Origin of the sequence: Corynebacterium zhongnanshanii, from assembly GCF_014490575.1 — a bacterium.
Classification (GTDB): Bacteria; Actinomycetota; Actinomycetes; order Mycobacteriales; family Mycobacteriaceae; genus Corynebacterium; species Corynebacterium zhongnanshanii.
In genome coordinates this window covers 715,676-730,573 of sequence record NZ_CP061033.1, presented here as the reverse complement: position 1 = coordinate 730,573, position 14,898 = coordinate 715,676, and the positions used below count along the sequence as shown (strand labels likewise).

13 protein-coding genes are annotated in these 14,898 nt (G+C 61.2%); 7 read left to right on the top strand and 6 right to left on the bottom strand.

Annotation, left to right across the window (positions count from 1 at the left end; all coding sequences use genetic code 11):
• Window positions 1–46: 46 nt before the first annotated feature.
• The gene (ctaE, locus tag IAU67_RS03245) at window positions 47–658 is read right to left on the bottom strand and encodes an aa3-type cytochrome oxidase subunit III (RefSeq protein ID WP_151843058.1); all 612 of its coding nucleotides are present in this window, start codon (window positions 656–658) and stop codon (window positions 47–49) included.
• A 250-nt stretch (window positions 659–908) separates the two neighbouring features.
• Here ctaE and trpD point away from each other — a divergent pair, with 250 nt between their 5' ends.
• Complete coding sequence (gene trpD / locus IAU67_RS03240; RefSeq protein WP_151843057.1) at window positions 909–2,009, top strand: anthranilate phosphoribosyltransferase; 1,101 nt, start codon at window positions 909–911, stop codon at window positions 2,007–2,009.
• Between the two features lie 144 nt (window positions 2,010–2,153).
• On the opposite strand, the gene ctaF is transcribed toward trpD, so the two are convergent.
• Together ctaF and ctaC are read right to left on the bottom strand one after the other, a co-directional pair.
• Window positions 2,154–2,585 carry an aa3-type cytochrome oxidase subunit IV gene (gene ctaF / locus IAU67_RS03235; protein ID WP_151843056.1) on the bottom strand — a complete coding sequence of 144 codons (432 nt, stop codon included), beginning with the start codon at window positions 2,583–2,585 and terminating at the stop codon, window positions 2,154–2,156.
• Window positions 2,586–2,617: 32 nt separating this feature from the next.
• On the bottom strand, window positions 2,618–3,709 hold the full coding sequence (gene ctaC / locus IAU67_RS03230) for an aa3-type cytochrome oxidase subunit II (protein WP_151843055.1): 1,092 nt from the start codon (window positions 3,707–3,709) through the stop codon (window positions 2,618–2,620).
• A gap of 363 nt (window positions 3,710–4,072) precedes the next feature.
• On the opposite strand from ctaC, the gene asnB reads away from it, so the two are divergent.
• Window positions 4,073–6,010, top strand: coding sequence for an asparagine synthase (glutamine-hydrolyzing) (gene asnB / locus IAU67_RS03225; RefSeq protein WP_151843054.1), 1,938 nt, complete (start codon window positions 4,073–4,075; stop codon window positions 6,008–6,010).
• Window positions 6,011–6,153: 143 nt separating this feature from the next.
• Here the strand turns inward: asnB and IAU67_RS03220 are convergent, their stop codons facing one another.
• Window positions 6,154–6,498, bottom strand: coding sequence for a HesB/IscA family protein (locus IAU67_RS03220; protein ID WP_151843053.1), 345 nt, complete (start codon window positions 6,496–6,498; stop codon window positions 6,154–6,156).
• Between the two features lie 222 nt (window positions 6,499–6,720).
• Between IAU67_RS03220 and IAU67_RS03215 the strand changes: the two genes are divergently transcribed.
• Together IAU67_RS03215 and IAU67_RS03210 are read left to right on the top strand one after the other, a co-directional pair.
• Window positions 6,721–7,443 carry a DUF3043 domain-containing protein gene (locus IAU67_RS03215; RefSeq protein WP_151843052.1) on the top strand — a complete coding sequence of 241 codons (723 nt, stop codon included), beginning with the start codon at window positions 6,721–6,723 and terminating at the stop codon, window positions 7,441–7,443.
• Window positions 7,444–7,455: 12 nt separating this feature from the next.
• Entirely contained in the window at window positions 7,456–8,448 is a 993-nt protein-coding gene (locus tag IAU67_RS03210) for a nicotinate-nucleotide--dimethylbenzimidazole phosphoribosyltransferase (RefSeq protein ID WP_151843051.1), read from the top strand.
• Between the two features lie 79 nt (window positions 8,449–8,527).
• Here the strand turns inward: IAU67_RS03210 and IAU67_RS03205 are convergent, their stop codons facing one another.
• Window positions 8,528–9,646: a branched-chain amino acid aminotransferase gene (locus tag IAU67_RS03205; protein ID WP_151843050.1), complete on the bottom strand. Its 1,119-nt coding sequence runs from the start codon at window positions 9,644–9,646 to the stop codon at window positions 8,528–8,530.
• Between the two features lie 60 nt (window positions 9,647–9,706).
• Here IAU67_RS03205 and IAU67_RS03200 point away from each other — a divergent pair, with 60 nt between their 5' ends.
• Entirely contained in the window at window positions 9,707–11,371 is a 1,665-nt protein-coding gene (locus IAU67_RS03200) for a leucyl aminopeptidase (RefSeq protein ID WP_151843049.1), read from the top strand.
• A gap of 57 nt (window positions 11,372–11,428) precedes the next feature.
• Here IAU67_RS03200 and IAU67_RS03195 read toward each other — a convergent pair whose 3' ends face one another.
• Window positions 11,429–11,824 carry an oxidoreductase gene (locus IAU67_RS03195; RefSeq protein ID WP_151843048.1) on the bottom strand — a complete coding sequence of 132 codons (396 nt, stop codon included), beginning with the start codon at window positions 11,822–11,824 and terminating at the stop codon, window positions 11,429–11,431.
• A 360-nt stretch (window positions 11,825–12,184) separates the two neighbouring features.
• On the opposite strand from IAU67_RS03195, the gene sucB reads away from it, so the two are divergent.
• Together sucB and lipB are read left to right on the top strand one after the other, a co-directional pair.
• Entirely contained in the window at window positions 12,185–14,014 is a 1,830-nt protein-coding gene (gene sucB / locus IAU67_RS03190; protein WP_151843047.1) for a 2-oxoglutarate dehydrogenase, E2 component, dihydrolipoamide succinyltransferase, read from the top strand.
• A 103-nt stretch (window positions 14,015–14,117) separates the two neighbouring features.
• A complete protein-coding gene (gene lipB, locus IAU67_RS03185; RefSeq protein ID WP_151843046.1) occupies window positions 14,118–14,831 on the top strand; it encodes a lipoyl(octanoyl) transferase LipB in 714 nt (237 codons plus the stop codon).
• The last annotated feature ends 67 nt before the right edge of the window (window positions 14,832–14,898 follow it).

Genomic DNA, 14,898 nt, shown 5'->3' with positions numbered 1-14,898 from the left:
TGGGCTGTAGGCCGTTCGGGTGTTTACACCCAGCGACCGTTACGGCCTACTGGATGAAGTAAATGGTGATCCACAGTGCAATCCAGACCACGTCGACGAAGTGCCAGTAGTAAGACACAACAACGGCAGCGGTTGCCTGCGCTGGGGTGAACTTAGATTTAGCGGTTCGCAGCAGCACCACACCGAAGGCCAGGACACCCGCGAGAACGTGGGCACCGTGGAAGCCGGTGGTGATGTAGAAGGCGGAGCCGTACACGGAACCTGGAATGGTGGTGCCGTGCTGCACGAGGTGTGCATACTCGTAGCCCTGTCCGATGAGGAACACAAGTCCCATCAGAGCAGAGATTGCGTACCACTTACGCAATCCGAATACGTCTCCCCTCTCCGCTGCGAACACGCCAAACTGTGCGGTTACGGAGGACGCCACCAGGATGATGGTGATTCCCGCCGCGAATGGCACATTCAGCTCGGTCGGTTCGGAGGGCCAATTCCCTCCGGAGTTGGCCTTGGACACGAAGTACATCGCGAACAGACCAGCAAAGAACATTAATTCTTGAGACAGGAACACAATCGTGCCGACACTGACCATGTTTGGACGGTTCAATGTCGCAACACGCTGTGGTGCTGCCATACCTGGGTTTTCAACTGCGCTCGTCACGTTTATTAGTATGACGGTTCGAGGGGTGTAAGTCGATTCATCGGGGGCGTTTTCTTGCAGCTTTCTGTAAAAATGCAGGTAAGACCTTGGGGGAAGCTGTCAAACCCACCCCTTTGGGGCTAGTGGAAAAATCTCTTGGGATTGTTGGGAACTTTCTTTGATTGATATCCGACGCCCAGCCTCACGCCCCTCCTGCCTCACGTGCAACCCCAGTATCACGACCCAAAAGCATGCTGACTACCATGGTGGCATGAACCACATCAACATCAACTCAGATACCGCCGATACACCGGCATCTCGCTCTTCTCAGGACTGGTCCTGGCCCGGAGTGTTGAACCTGATCGGCTCTGGCGACGCTCTTCCCGACGCGGCGGTGCACTGGGCAATGTCTCAGATTATGGGCGGAGAGGCTACGCCCGCCCAGATTTCCGCCTTTGCGTTCGGAATCAAGGTCAAGGGCATTACGCCTGAGGAATTGGCCGCAGCCGCGGAGACGATGAGCAGCTTCGCCCAAACGGTAGACACCGGGGACATCACGGATGCCGTGGACATCGTCGGCACGGGCGGCGATGGCCACCACACGGTCAATATCTCCACCATGGCGAGCTTCGTGCTGGCGGGACTGGGGACCACTGTGGTCAAGCACGGTAACCGTGCAGCCAGCTCCAAGTGCGGCGGCGCGGATCTTCTGGAGCAATTGGGCTACCGCATTGAGCGCACGCCCGAGGAGATCGTCAAGGACATGGCCCGTACACACTTTGGGTTCATGTTCGCCAAGACCTATCACCCTGCGATGCGTTTCGCAGGCCCCGTGCGCTCGGAGCTCAAGGTGCCCACGCTATTTAACCTTCTGGGACCGCTCACCAACCCTGCTCAGCCGCGCTACGGGCTGATTGGCTGCGCGTTTGAGGACCAGCAGGAGGTCATGGCTCGCGCCTTTGCTCAGCGCGGCGATAGGGTTCTGGTGGTTCGTGGACACGACGGCATGGACGAGATCACCATCTCCGGCCCCACCCACGTAGTCGCCACCAATTCCGACGGAAGCATCACCCACTTCGACCTCTCCCCCGAGGACTATGGTTTCGAGACCGCGTCGCTTGAGTCCCTCCGTGGCGGCGATGCAGCGTTCAACGCCACCGTTGCCCAGCAGCTCTTCGCCGGGGAATTGGACGGCCCGGTCAAGGCTGCGGTCTTAATGAATGCGGCGGCAGCGCGCGCGACCGTCACGGGCTGGGGAGACGCCACCGACGCGGACTCCATCAAGGAAGCGATCCTTCAGCAGCTGCCGTTCGTGCGTGAGTCTCTGGAGTCTGGCGCGGCACAGAAGGCTCTGCTCACCGCCACGTCCTAATACACTCACTGCCACCACGTAACAGGCTCGGCGCCACCCGCTGAGCCACGAACCGGCCGCTGAGCTACGAAAAGGGTGGGCTAGGAATCCTTAATCAGGATTCCTAGCCCACCCTTTTAGGTAATGAGGGTAGTCAGCGCGTGACTAGTGCTTCTCTGGTGGAAGACCGTACTGCAGGTTCAGCATCGTTGCGGTGTAGATCAGGCAGACAGCACCGGCAACGATCAGCCAGTAGTGCCAGAAGCCGATACCGAGTCCCAGGATTACGATGGACACGGTCATTGCGAAAGGCCAGATGGAGCTTGCGGAGAAGAAGCCCAAAACGCCCTCTCCGTCCTCGATCTCTGCTTCTTCCCAGTCAGCAGGTCCGATGTCGGACTTGGACTCGGTGAGGTGCAGGTACACAGCCAGCATCAATGCCAGCAGGCCACCCAGGGTCATGCCGACCACACCGGACCACTCGATGCCCTTCAGTGCCGCGGAGTGGTCCACGGTGATGGTTCCGATGATGTAGACCGTGGTGACGATAGCGAAGAACAGTGCGATACCGTAGAAGAGTTTTGCGCCTGAAGCCATGTCAGATTCTCTCTTTCCTGAAGTATTTTCTACTACGCCGCGTTGCGGTCGGTGTAGTTTTCATTGGCGGTACGGGTACCCGCACGCTCGGTCTCGAATGGGTGGGTGGAGGTTGCGTATGGAGCTTCGTTGATCTCCTTCAGTGCCGCGGAGTTCGGTGCATCTGGGTTCTGCTTACGGAACTCGATGTACTGCTTGAACTTCTCAGGGGACACAACGCGGATCTCGAAGTTCATCATCGCGTGGTAGGTACCACACATCTCAGCACAACGGCCGACGAATGCGCCTTCCTTGTTGATCTCGCGCACCTGGAAGCGACGCTCCTGCTGGTTCGCCTCAGGGTGGTTGTACACGTCGCGCTTGAACAGGAACTCAGGAACCCAGAAGGCGTGGGACACGTCAGCGGATGCCAGGTCGAACTCGATGGCGGTGTTGGAAGGAAGAACCAGAACTGGGATCTCTTCGGTGGTGCCGGTGGTCTCAATCTTGCTGAAACGCAGGTGGCTGTAGTCATCCTTAGACTTGCCGTGGATTGGTCCTGGGATTGGGTGGCCGTGCTTATCCACGCCCAGATCCTCGTACTTGGACTCCTCGGCTGCCTTCTGTGCAGCCTCGTCGGTCAGCTTCTCACCGTAGACATTGGCGTAGCCGAACTTCCAGTTCCACTGGAATGCGGTCACGTCCACGGTCACCTCTGGGTCCTTGTCCAGTGCGGTGGCCTCATCCTGAGCCTGAACGTTGAAGAAGAACAGGGTCAGAACGGTCAGCACTGGCATCAGGGTCAGAACCAACTCAAGTGGCACGTTGTAGGCGGTCTGACGAGGGAACTCCTCGTGATCACCACGGCGGGTGCGAGCCTTGTCGTTGTAGCGTGCCATCACAAAGAACATCAGGCCCCACATGATGAAGCCGATGATCCAGGCAGCTACCCAGACCCACACCCAGAAGTTGCCCAGCTGCTGGGCCTCTGGGGTGATGCCCTTCGGCCAACCGAAACGCAGCAGTTCAAAGAACTTATTCTCTGGTGGATTTACGGTACAACCAGCCAGGGCAAGGCCACTGAAGCCCAGTACGCCTGCCAAGCCAAGACGGCGAGTCAAACCGTGTACTTTTCGCTGTTCCACGCGATTATTGCCTTCCTCATTAACACGTCGTTTGGTGCTGGTATCGCCGGCTTGTGAAAACCTGTCGCTATCTGCAGTACATAGCGTGAAGCAAAACCAGACCACTTCAACGAATAACTTTAGTGCATTTATCCTCACTTGCCATCATCACATCCATTCAAACCCCACTTTTCCGGGGTATCGTCCCCCTATTTGCCCCCAACTGGGGCACGGGCGTGATCTATCCCACTTTTTTGCGAGACCCCGGTTGCGCTCGCACGCCAGAGAAAAGCGCGCCAGGCGTCGGATATAGAGGCAGATCTCCACCGGCCTCACAGCGTGGCAGGTGGTTAGCACACGGTTCACAGCGTAAAGTGCGATCTCATGTGTGGATTGCTAGGTTTCATTGCCGCCGACGGCTCAGCAGATCAATACGTCAACGCCGTGGAGACGGCCCTCCCGTGCATGCATCATCGCGGCCCCGATGACAGTGGCACGTGGCACGACGACAACGTGGTGTTCGGATTCAACCGTCTGTCCATCATTGACATTGATCACTCGCACCAGCCGCTGCAGTGGGGACCAGAGGGCGAGGACAAGCGTTACACCTTGACCTTCAATGGTGAGATCTACAACTACCTGGAGCTGCGCGAGGAGCTTCAGGCCGAGGGCTACACCTTTAATACTGAAGGTGATGGCGAGCCGATCGTGGTGGGATTCCACCACTGGGGCCCCGACGTGGTGCACCACCTGCGCGGCATGTTTGCCTTCGCCGTGTGGGATTCTGCCGAGCAATCCCTGTTCATCGCCCGCGACCAATTCGGCATTAAGCCGATGTTCGTGGCGACCACCTCCGCGGGCACGGCCTTTGGCTCCGAGAAGAAGTGCATCCTGTCCATGGCGGACGCGATCGGCCTGTCCGAGGAGCTCGACATCCGCGCCATCGCCCACTACACCGACCTTCAATATGTGCCCGAGCCGGAGACCCTTCATCGTGGAATCCGACGCCTGGAGTCCGGTTCCTACGGCATCATTACCCCTGGCGGCGCGCTGCAGGAGACTCGATGGTTCGAGCCGACGTTCCCGGTTCGCCCCGTGGCGTCCGGTTCGGAGACGCAGGTGTTTAAGAAGATCGCTGAGGCTCTGGAAGATTCTGTGGAAAAGCACATGCGCGCGGATGTGACTGTGGGCTCATTCCTGTCCGGCGGTATCGACTCTACCGCCATCGCCACCCTGGCGAAGCGTCACAACCCGAACCTGCTGACGTTCACCACCGGCTTCGAGCGGGAGGGATACTCGGAGATCGACGTGGCGGCGGAATCGGCGGCGGCGATCGGCGTGGAGCACATTGTCAAGGTGGTATCCCCCGAGGAATTTGCAGCAGCCATCCCGCAGATCATCTGGTACTTGGACGATCCCGTGGCGGACCCTGCGCTGGTGCCGCTGCACTTTGTGGCCGCCGAGGCACGCAAGCATGTGAAGGTGGTGCTGTCTGGCGAGGGTGCCGATGAGCTCTTCGGTGGCTACACGATCTACAAGGAGCCGCTGTCCCTGGCACCGTTCGATAAGGTTCCCTCTCCTCTGAAGAAGGTCCTGGCGAAGGTGGGCGACGCCATGCCAGAGGGCGTGCGCGGAAAGTCCTTGCTGCAGCGCGGCACCATGAGCATGGAGGACCGCTACTACGGCAACGCTCGGTCCTTTAACTACCAGCAGCTCGAGCGCGTGCTGCGAGAGATCCGCCCAGAGTGGGACCACCGTGAGGTCACCGCCCCAATCTATGCGAAGTCCACGTCCATGGACCCCGTGGCACGCATGCAGCACCTGGACCTGTTCACGTGGATGCGCGGCGACATCCTGGTGAAGGCCGACAAGATCAACATGGCCAACTCGCTGGAGCTGCGCGTTCCGTTCCTGGACAAGGTGGTCTTCGAGGTTGCCGAGACCTTGCCTCACGAGTTGAAGGTCTCCCACGGCACCACCAAGTACGCGCTGCGCAAGGCCATGGAGTTCATCGTTCCGGAGCACGTGTTGAACCGGAAGAAGCTCGGCTTCCCCGTGCCGCTGCGCCACTGGCTGGCCGGTGACGAGCTCTACGGCTGGGCCAAGGAGAACATCGAGGCATCCCAGACCGACCATATCTTCAACAAGGCCGAGGTCCTGGCGATGCTGGACGAGCACAGGACGGCCATGAACTCCGGTTCCGGCCCAGATCACTCCCGCCGTATTTGGACGGTGCTGTGCTTCATGATCTGGCACGGTATCTTCGTGGAGCACCGGATCACGCCGGACATCGACCAGCGGGATTATCCTGTACGCCTCTAGGCGCCCCCTGGGCGTCCTCCTCTGAGTGCCCTCCCCTGGGTCCTCCACACATCACAGAAGGTCCCCACCCGTCACGGGTGGGGACCTTCGTAGTACTAGAAGCCGACAAGCCTCCCAGCGGCTTCTGCTCAATCACGCTGGAATCAGGAGAAGGAGTCACCGCAGGCGCAGGAGCCGGTGGCGTTGGGGTTGTCGATGGTGAAGCCCTGGGACTCGATGGTATCCGCGAAGTCAATCTTCGCGCCGGTGAGGTATGGGGAAGACATGCGGTCAACCACCAGGTTCACTCCGTCGAAGTGGTCAACAATGTCGCCGTCCAGCTGACGATCATCGAAGAACAGCTGGTAGCGCAGGCCGGCGCATCCACCGGGCTGAACTGCAATGCGCAAGGCCAGGTCGTCACGGCCTTCCTGGGCCAGCAACGCTGCGGCCTTTTCCTGAGCTGCTGGGGTCAGCTCAACACCCGTCAAAGATTCTGGAGCAGTCATGTGCGTCCTCTACTTTCCTTATGTCTGAACCCCACGATCACTCCTATTACGAGCTCACGAGATCCCAAGGATATCGGGACACTCCCGATAGGTCTACCCCTCATAAACTACACCCTGGCCTGAACCTATGCCACTAGGACCTGAACCTATGCCACTAGCGCCCACTCCCCTTCCCGCGCGCCTTTATAGACTAAAGATTCTCGCTGCTCTAACCTGTTAAGCGTGAAAAAGCCGAAATCGTCCGAAAAGTCCACCGCCGCTGCCGAGGCGAACTCCACTCACGCGAACTCCGCAGAACCTAACTCCGCAGAGTCCACCGACTCTTCCGCGCCTACCCGCAGCGCCGCGTTCACTCCGAAAAAGGGCAAGCCCACGCCCAAGCGCAACGAGGTTGAGCGCCAAGCGGGCGTTCGTCGTACATCCTTCGAAGCTCCGACCACCCCAGCCGAGGCGCGCAAGCGCCGCAAGGAACTGAAGCAGTCGATGTCCAAGGAAGAGTACAAGGCGATGAAGCAGCGTCAGCGCGATGAGGCCGCGCGGGAGCGCCGCAAGGCCAACGAGCGCATGATGGCGGGCGATGAGAAGTACTTGATGGAGCGCGATAAGGGCCGCGAGAAGCGCCTAGTGCGTGACTTCATTGACTCCCGGCGTTTCATCATGAACATCTTCCTGCCGCTGACTTTGGTGGTTGTGCTGGTGATGCTGGTGGGCACGCGCAATCCTCAAATTGCCAACCTCGCCTCCCTGGTGATGATGGCCATCTTCCTGATCCTTCTGCTGGAAGGGATCTGGGTGGGCCGCCGGGTCAATAGGCTGGTCAATGAGCGTTACCCGGACAACCCCTTCGGGAAGTTCCACTTGGGAATGTATGCCTTTACCCGCGCCACGATGCTGCGCCGTTTCCGCACTCCTGCTCCGCAGAAGAATATCGGCGATTCCGTCTAGGAACGTGCCCCGATGACTTCTATCGTGTTTCCGCAGGTCACACCACCGGACAACGCCGCACGTGACGCGATGCGCGAACAATGGACGCACCGGCGTCGAATTCATTCATCATCCACCGCAACCGTCAACCCGGGCGATGGCCTCGGCTCCATTGCCCTGTGGCTCGCGGGATGCATGCCGGCGAAGGACACCCACGCCGATGCCGGGCTGGAGAAGGTGCGCCACATTGTGGTCGCCGGCGATCACCCCGTGGGCGAGGCGATCCCGGAGATCTCCCATGTGTCCACGGGCCAGGCGGGGTTGGACGAATCCCTGGCGCTGACCGCCGATGATGTCCATGTTGAATCGTTATGGGTCGACGCCCAGCGTCACGCCCCACAGGCCCACCCCGCAGATCGGGCTGATGCGTTGACGGAGGAGGAGTTCGACTCAGCAGTGCGGGCCGGGATGGAACTTGCGGACGCCCAGGCCGATTCGGGGGTCTCCCTGTTGTTGGTCGGCGATCATGGGCGCGGCCTCACGTCCACTGCCGCAGTGGTGGTGGGCAGCCTCTGCACGGTGGAACCCGTGCGCGTGGTGGGGCGTGGCTCGGGCATTGATGACAGCGTGTGGCGGCAGAAGGTCACCTATATCCGTGATGCGATGTACCGCGTCCGGGACGACCGTGCCTCGGCGCAGCGCGTGCTGCGCAAGGCTGGGAGCGCGGATCTTGCGGTGCTGGTGGGGCTGTTGGCACAGGCCGCGGTGCGCCGCACTCCTGTGGTGTTCGATGGCGCCGGGGTGGCTGCTGCGGCCCTGGTGGCGCACGCGATGGCGCCCGGTGCAAGTGAGTGGTGGGCGGCTGCGTCGGCGGGGACGGAGCCGGCGACCCGGGAGGCGTTGGCGTACCTGGATCTGACGCCACTGTTGGATCTGTCTCTAGACACAGATCAGGGCACCTGCGCGTTGCTCGCCCTGCCGATCATTCGGCATGCGTGGCGCACGGTGCCCCGGGTATCTGGTTAACGGCCACTACCAAGTATCTGGCTCACGGTGGCTGTTGCTTGAGGCCGTGAGCCGTGAGGCCTTACGCTGTTGCGGACGGTTAGTCCTTCAGCGTGACCATCCAGCCGTGAACATCCTCCACGGATCCGCGCTGGATTCCGGTGAGGTGCTCGCGAAGCTTCATGGTGATCTCGCCGGCCTCGCCGCCGTTAACCTGGAACTCGCCGCCCTTGTGCTTCACCACACCGACGGGTGTGACCACAGCGGCGGTGCCGCAGGCGAAGGCCTCCGTCATCTCTCCGCTGGTGGCTGCGCGCTCCCACTCGTCAGTGGAGATCAGGCGCTCTTCCACGGTGTACCCCAGGTCCTCAGCAATATCCAGCAGGGAGGAACGCGTCACGCCCGGAAGCAGGGAGCCCGTGAGCTCCGGGGTCACCAGGGTGACGTTGTCGCCGGAGCCGTAGACGAAGGCAAGGTTCATGCCTCCCATTTCCTCCACGTACTTGTGCTCCACGGCGTCCAACCACACCACCTGGTCGCAGCCCTGCTGCTCTGCGAAGGACTGGGCGATGAGGGAGGCGGCGTAGTTGCCCGCGAACTTGGCGGCACCGGTGCCACCGCGCACCGCGCGGACGTACTCGGTGGCCAACCACACGGACACGGGCTTCACGCCACCCTTAAAGTACGCACCGGCTGGGGAGGCGATCACGCAGAAGGTGTAGGAGTTCGCCGGGTGCACGCCCAGACCCACCTCCTGGGAGATCATGAAGGGACGGAAGTACAGGGCTTCCTCGCCACCGGCCGCAGGGACCCAGCGGTGATCCACGGCGGTGAGCTGCTTGAGGGATTCAATGAACAGCTCCTCGGGGAGCTTCGGCATGGCCAGACGCTCGGCGGAGTCCTGGAAGCGAGCGGCGTTGCGCTCCGGGCGGAACGTTTGGATGGATCCGTCTTCCTGGCGGTAGCCCTTCAGGCCCTCGAAGATTGCCTGTCCGTAATGCAGAACGGACGTAGCGGGATCCAGTTGCAGTGGCGCGTAGGGAACCACGCGTGCGTCGTGCCAGCCAGCATCCGCATCCCAATCAATCAGCACCATGTGATCGGTGAAGTACGTACCGAAGCCCGGCTGGGCCAAAATTTCCGCTACCCTCTCGTCGCTTGCCGCGTTGTCGTTGAGGGTAACGGAGAAGGAGTCTTTAGTAGCTGGCACATAAGTCATGTCCTTATCGTACAACTCACCTCCCACACGTGTACCGCTCCCCTCGGCTTTGTTCGGGGTATGGTGGTGAGCGTTGTCACTAAAACATGTGAAAAGGTGGTTTCTCTCGTGTCCCAGCCCGCTGTCACTCCGTCCAACTTGTCCCGCGGTCATGTGCCGGAACTATCCATCGCACCGTTGGGCGCCGATGCTCACGATTCACTGACGGCCGACGTCCTCATCGTGCCCGTGTTCCACGGCGAGAACGGACTTGAACTGGCCGGGAGCCTAGGAGGCGCGTGGGGCCGAGGCCTCGAGATCACTCTGTGGAAGCTGCTCGTATCCCTGGGCGCCCAGGGCACACCAGGCGAAGTCACTACGGTTCCCGCAGCCTCTATTTTCTCCCACGATGACGAGTCAGAAGAGGCCAGCGCAGACTCCACTAAAGAGCCTTCCCCCTTCACCACCATCATCGCCATCGGTTTGGGCGATAGCGACGAGCTGACCGCCGAAACCATCCGCGAGGGTGCCGGCACCGCCATTCGTGCAGTACAGCGCACCAAGGATCAGGAACCGGCCTCCGTGGTATCCATGCTGGGCATCTTCGATCCCGAGGCCGCGGTGATCGGCCACGCCTTGGGCGCCTACACTTACGCCGGTTTTAAGGAAGCGAAGCCCTCCGTGGCCACGGTGAGTGTGGTGACCCCTCCTGCCACCGAGGAGGACAACAGTGCCGACGAACTTCTGCAGCATGCCCGGGTGCTGGTGGACAGTGTGGCGCTGGCTCGCGACCTGGTCAACGCTCCCGCCAATGTGCTCTACCCGGAGTCCTATGCTGCCTTCATCAAGGACGCGGCTGAAGCTGAGGGCCTGGAGGTGGAGATTCTCGAGGAATCCCAGCTGGAGGAGCAAGGCTATGGTGGCATCCTCGGCGTAGGCCAGGGCTCTGCCCGCCCGCCCCGTTTGGTGCGCGTGAGCTACAACAAGGACGCTCAGGACACCCCACTGGTGGCTCTGGTGGGCAAGGGAATCACCTTCGATACCGGCGGCATCTCCCTGAAGCCTGGGGCCAACATGTGGAACATGATCTCGGACATGGGCGGCTCGGCGGCCGTGGTGGGATCCATCATCGCCGCCACACGCCTGGGCCTGAACCTGCGGGTCACCGCCACCATTCCACTCGCGGAGAACATGCCTGGCGACAAGGCCACGCGTCCCGGCGACATCATTGTGCATTACGGCGGGTTGAGCTCCGAGGTTCTTAATACCGACGCCGAAGGTCGCCTTGTCCTGGCCGATGCGATCGCCCGCGCGTGTGAGGATGAGCCGGCCTTCCTCATTGAAACGGCTACCCTCACGGGAGCTCAGATGGTGGCTTTGGGTGAGCGCACGCCTGGCATCATGGGATCCATCGAGTTCCGTGATCGCGTGTCCATGATTTCCCAGAATGTGGGTGAGAATGCGTGGCCTATGCCACTGCCGAAGGAGCTGGCGAAGGAAATCACCAGCGATGTGGCCGATCTGAAGAACATCTCTACCTCCCGCTGGGGCGGCATGAGTGTGGCCGGGCACTACCTGTCCAAGTTCGTGGCCGAGGGCGTTCAGTGGGTGCACATGGATGTGGCCGGGCCGGCCTATAACACGGGTTCCGCGCACGGGTACACGCCGAAGCGTGGAACGGGTGTTCCGGTCCGCACGATCGTGGCCAGCTTGGAGGCCATCGCGCGCGGCGAGGTCGAGCACTAAGCAGCGTGCAGCCGGCAGTCTGACGTGCGCTAGAGAAGCGCACTCAGGTCCGATCGCTTAGGAGCGGTCCGCGTCCTTCTGGGCCTGCCGGGCGGCGCGGCGCTGCCGCTGCTCCTCGCGGGCTTTGAGCAGCCGATCGCGCTCAATTTTTTCGCGCATGCGTTGCGGGTAACCGGTCTCTTCCGCGAAATAGAGAGGGATTCCCACACCGTGCGCCACGGCGTCGATCCCCTTCGGGCCACCAATGGCGCGGCGCGTCCACTCCCCTGCGGCGTCCACCAGCACCACGGACATCTCATTGACCAGCGTTTCGGGTTCCACAAACCCCTCTACCCCGGTGCGTCCAAACGTCCACTGCTTGAGGTAGTCCAGATCTTTCGCGCGCACGGTCTGCCCCGGCGCCCGCGGAGGTGTGGCGCCTTTGTTCTTCGAACGTCCGAAAAGATTAAACACAGGAACTCATTTTACGGCAGGATGCGCTCATCTTTTTCGGAACAGTTAACTACTGCCCCATAATCCTTCTAGTTCCATAATCTTTAGGCGGCGTGGTGCACCGTGGGCGGCGGCGTCCCCGAGGCGGAGCTGGGGACCTTTCGGGGTGGACACTCGGCATCGAATATCTCTGGGGACACACAGGAAAACCCGCTGTCACCAGTAGATATGGGCACAGACGGTGGGTGTGCGCGCAGGTATTGAGCACCAGCTCAGTTGCGCTGCAGCGGGTATTATGAGACCTCGCGTGAAGAACACCTCGTGTTTGAGTAGGCTTGAGACCGTTAATCGCAGCTTTAAACCTTGAGGAGCTTCACAGATATGGCGCACAACGTCGAAATGCCCGAACTGGGCGAGTCCGTCACCGAGGGCACGATTACCCAGTGGCTGAAGAAGGTCGGCGACACCGTGGAGGTCGACGAGCCTCTCCTGGAAGTTTCCACCGACAAGGTCGATACCGAGATCCCTTCCCCCGTCGCCGGAGTGCTGCTCGAGATCAAGGCTGATGAGGACGAGACCATCGACGTCGGTGACGTCATTGCCGTGATCGGTGACGAGGATGAGGCGTCTGACTCTTCGGACGACGCCGACGATGCTGACGCTGATGATGCAGATGGCGCTGATGAGGCGGACGATCAGGACGACGCCGCTGACGATGCTGACGACGAGGATGCCGACGACGCCGACGAGTCCTCCGATGACGAAGATGATGAGGACGACGAAGCAGACGATGAGGACGCTGCCGCCGAGTCCGGTGACGCTGAAGATGTGACCATGCCAGAGTTGGGCGAGTCCGTCACCGAGGGAACCATCACCCAGTGGCTGAAGAAGGTCGGCGACTCCGTGGAGGTCGACGAGCCACTGCTGGAGGTCTCCACGGACAAGGTGGACACGGAGATTCCTTCCCCAGTGGCGGGCACCCTGGTGGAGATCGTGGCTGACGAGGATGACACCGTGGATGTGGGCGACGTCATCGCGCGCATCGGCGACGGTTCTGCACCCAAGAAGTCCTCGAAGAAGTCCAAGGACTCCGAGAAGTCTGAGAAGTCTGACGACAAGGACGAGAAGAAGTCTGAGAAGTCCGAAGACACGAAGGCTGACGAGTCCAAGGAGGATAAGAAGGCCGAGAAGTCTGAAGACAAGGACGAGAAGAAGTCCGCCGGCGAGCCGTCCGAGGGCAACCTCCCCTATGTCACCCCACTGGTCCGCAAGCTGGCCGAGAAGCACAGCGTGGACCTGTCCACCGTGTCCGGAACGGGCGTGGGTGGCCGCATCCGCAAGCAGGATGTTCTGGCCGCAGCGGACAAGACCTCCGAAGACACGACCTCTGGCTCTGACGAGTCTGGCTCTGCCACGTCTGAGACCTCCCAGTCCTCCGGCAACGCCGGTTCCCGCGCCTCCACGCACAAGGTGGATCCTCGCAAGGAAGAGCTGCGCGGAAGCACCCAGCGCATCAACCGCGTCCGCGAGGTGACTGCCTCCAAGACCTTGGAGTCCCTGCACTCCTCTGCACAGCTCACCCAGGTTCACGAGGTGGATGTCACCGGCATTACCAACCTGATCGCAGCACACGAGGAGGCTTACGCAGACAAGCACGGTGCGGAACTCACTGTTGTTCCGTTCTTTGCGAAGGCCATCGTCGAGGCTCTGGTTGCTCACCCGAACATCAACGCGTCCTACAACGCAGAGACGAAGGAAGTCACCTACCACGAGTCCGTGAACCTGAGCGTCACCGTGGACACGGAGGAGGGCCAGCTCAGCCCTGTGATCGCGGATGCACAGAAGCTGTCTCTGCCGGAGCTGGCTCAGGCCATCGTTGATGTGGCCGATCGCGCGCGCAACTCCCAGCTCAAGCCAAACGACTTGGCTGATGGCACCTTCACTCTGACCGACATCGGTTCCGAAGGCGCCCTCACCGATACGCCAATCCTCACTCCTCCGCAGGCTGCGCTGGTGGCCACCGGCCGCATTGTGCGCCGCCCGGTCATCATGGAGGAGGACGGCAGCGAGGCCATCGCTATCCGTTCCATGGTGTTCCTGCCGATCACCTACGATCACCGCATTATCGACAGCGCCGACGCTGGACGTTTCCTGTCCACCGTCCGTGATCGTCTGGAGACGGCCGACTTTGAGGCGGATCTGGAGCTCTAAGCCCTCACGCCTCTGACGCGCCCCACACCGCGCACCCCTGGAGCCTCGAGATCTTCGAGGTTCTAGGGGTTGCGTGCTTTCTTCGGCGAGTACACTATCCCCCATGGGTTTCCAAGAAGGAAGTATTCGGCGGAACAGCGATCCGATCCAGGTGGAGTGGCTCGGCCAGGTGGACTATGCGGACACCTGGCAGCGTCAGGCACAGATGGCCGCGGAGATTGCCGACGGCACGCGCCCGGACACCGTCTTGTTGCTGGAGCATCCCCCCACCTACACGGCGGGCAAGCGCACGGAGGATTCCGATCGCCCCACCAATGGCCTTCCCGTGGTGGATGTGGATCGCGGCGGCCGGATCACGTGGCATGGCCCTGGCCAGTTGGTGGCCTACCCGCTCATCAAGCTCGCCGATCCGGTGGATGTGGTGGATTATGTCCGCCGCATGGAGGAGGCGTTGATTGCCACCTGCCGGGACTTTGGTGTGAACAACGTGGGCCGCGTGGAGGGCCGTTCTGGCGTGTGGCTGCCGGCTGGGGTGGTTGATGGCCAGCTGCTTCCGGCTCGGAAGATCGCGGCGATTGGCATCCGCGTGACCCGTGGTGTGACGATGCATGGCGTGTCCTTGAATTGCGATAACACGCTGGAGTACTACGACCACATTGTGCCGTGTGGTCTGTCCGATGCGGGCGTGGCCACGTTGTCGCGCGAACTCGGCCGTGATATTCGTGTGTCCGACGCCGAGCCTCACCTGCGCCAACACATCATCGATGCCCTGAACGGTGACTTGCATGTGGAGAAGCACGAACTACCAGAACAATAGTTCCGAGCGGCCAAACGGTGAGTCCCGCACGTAGAGCTCTACGCAGCTCCCGAGTGGCCCTACTTGC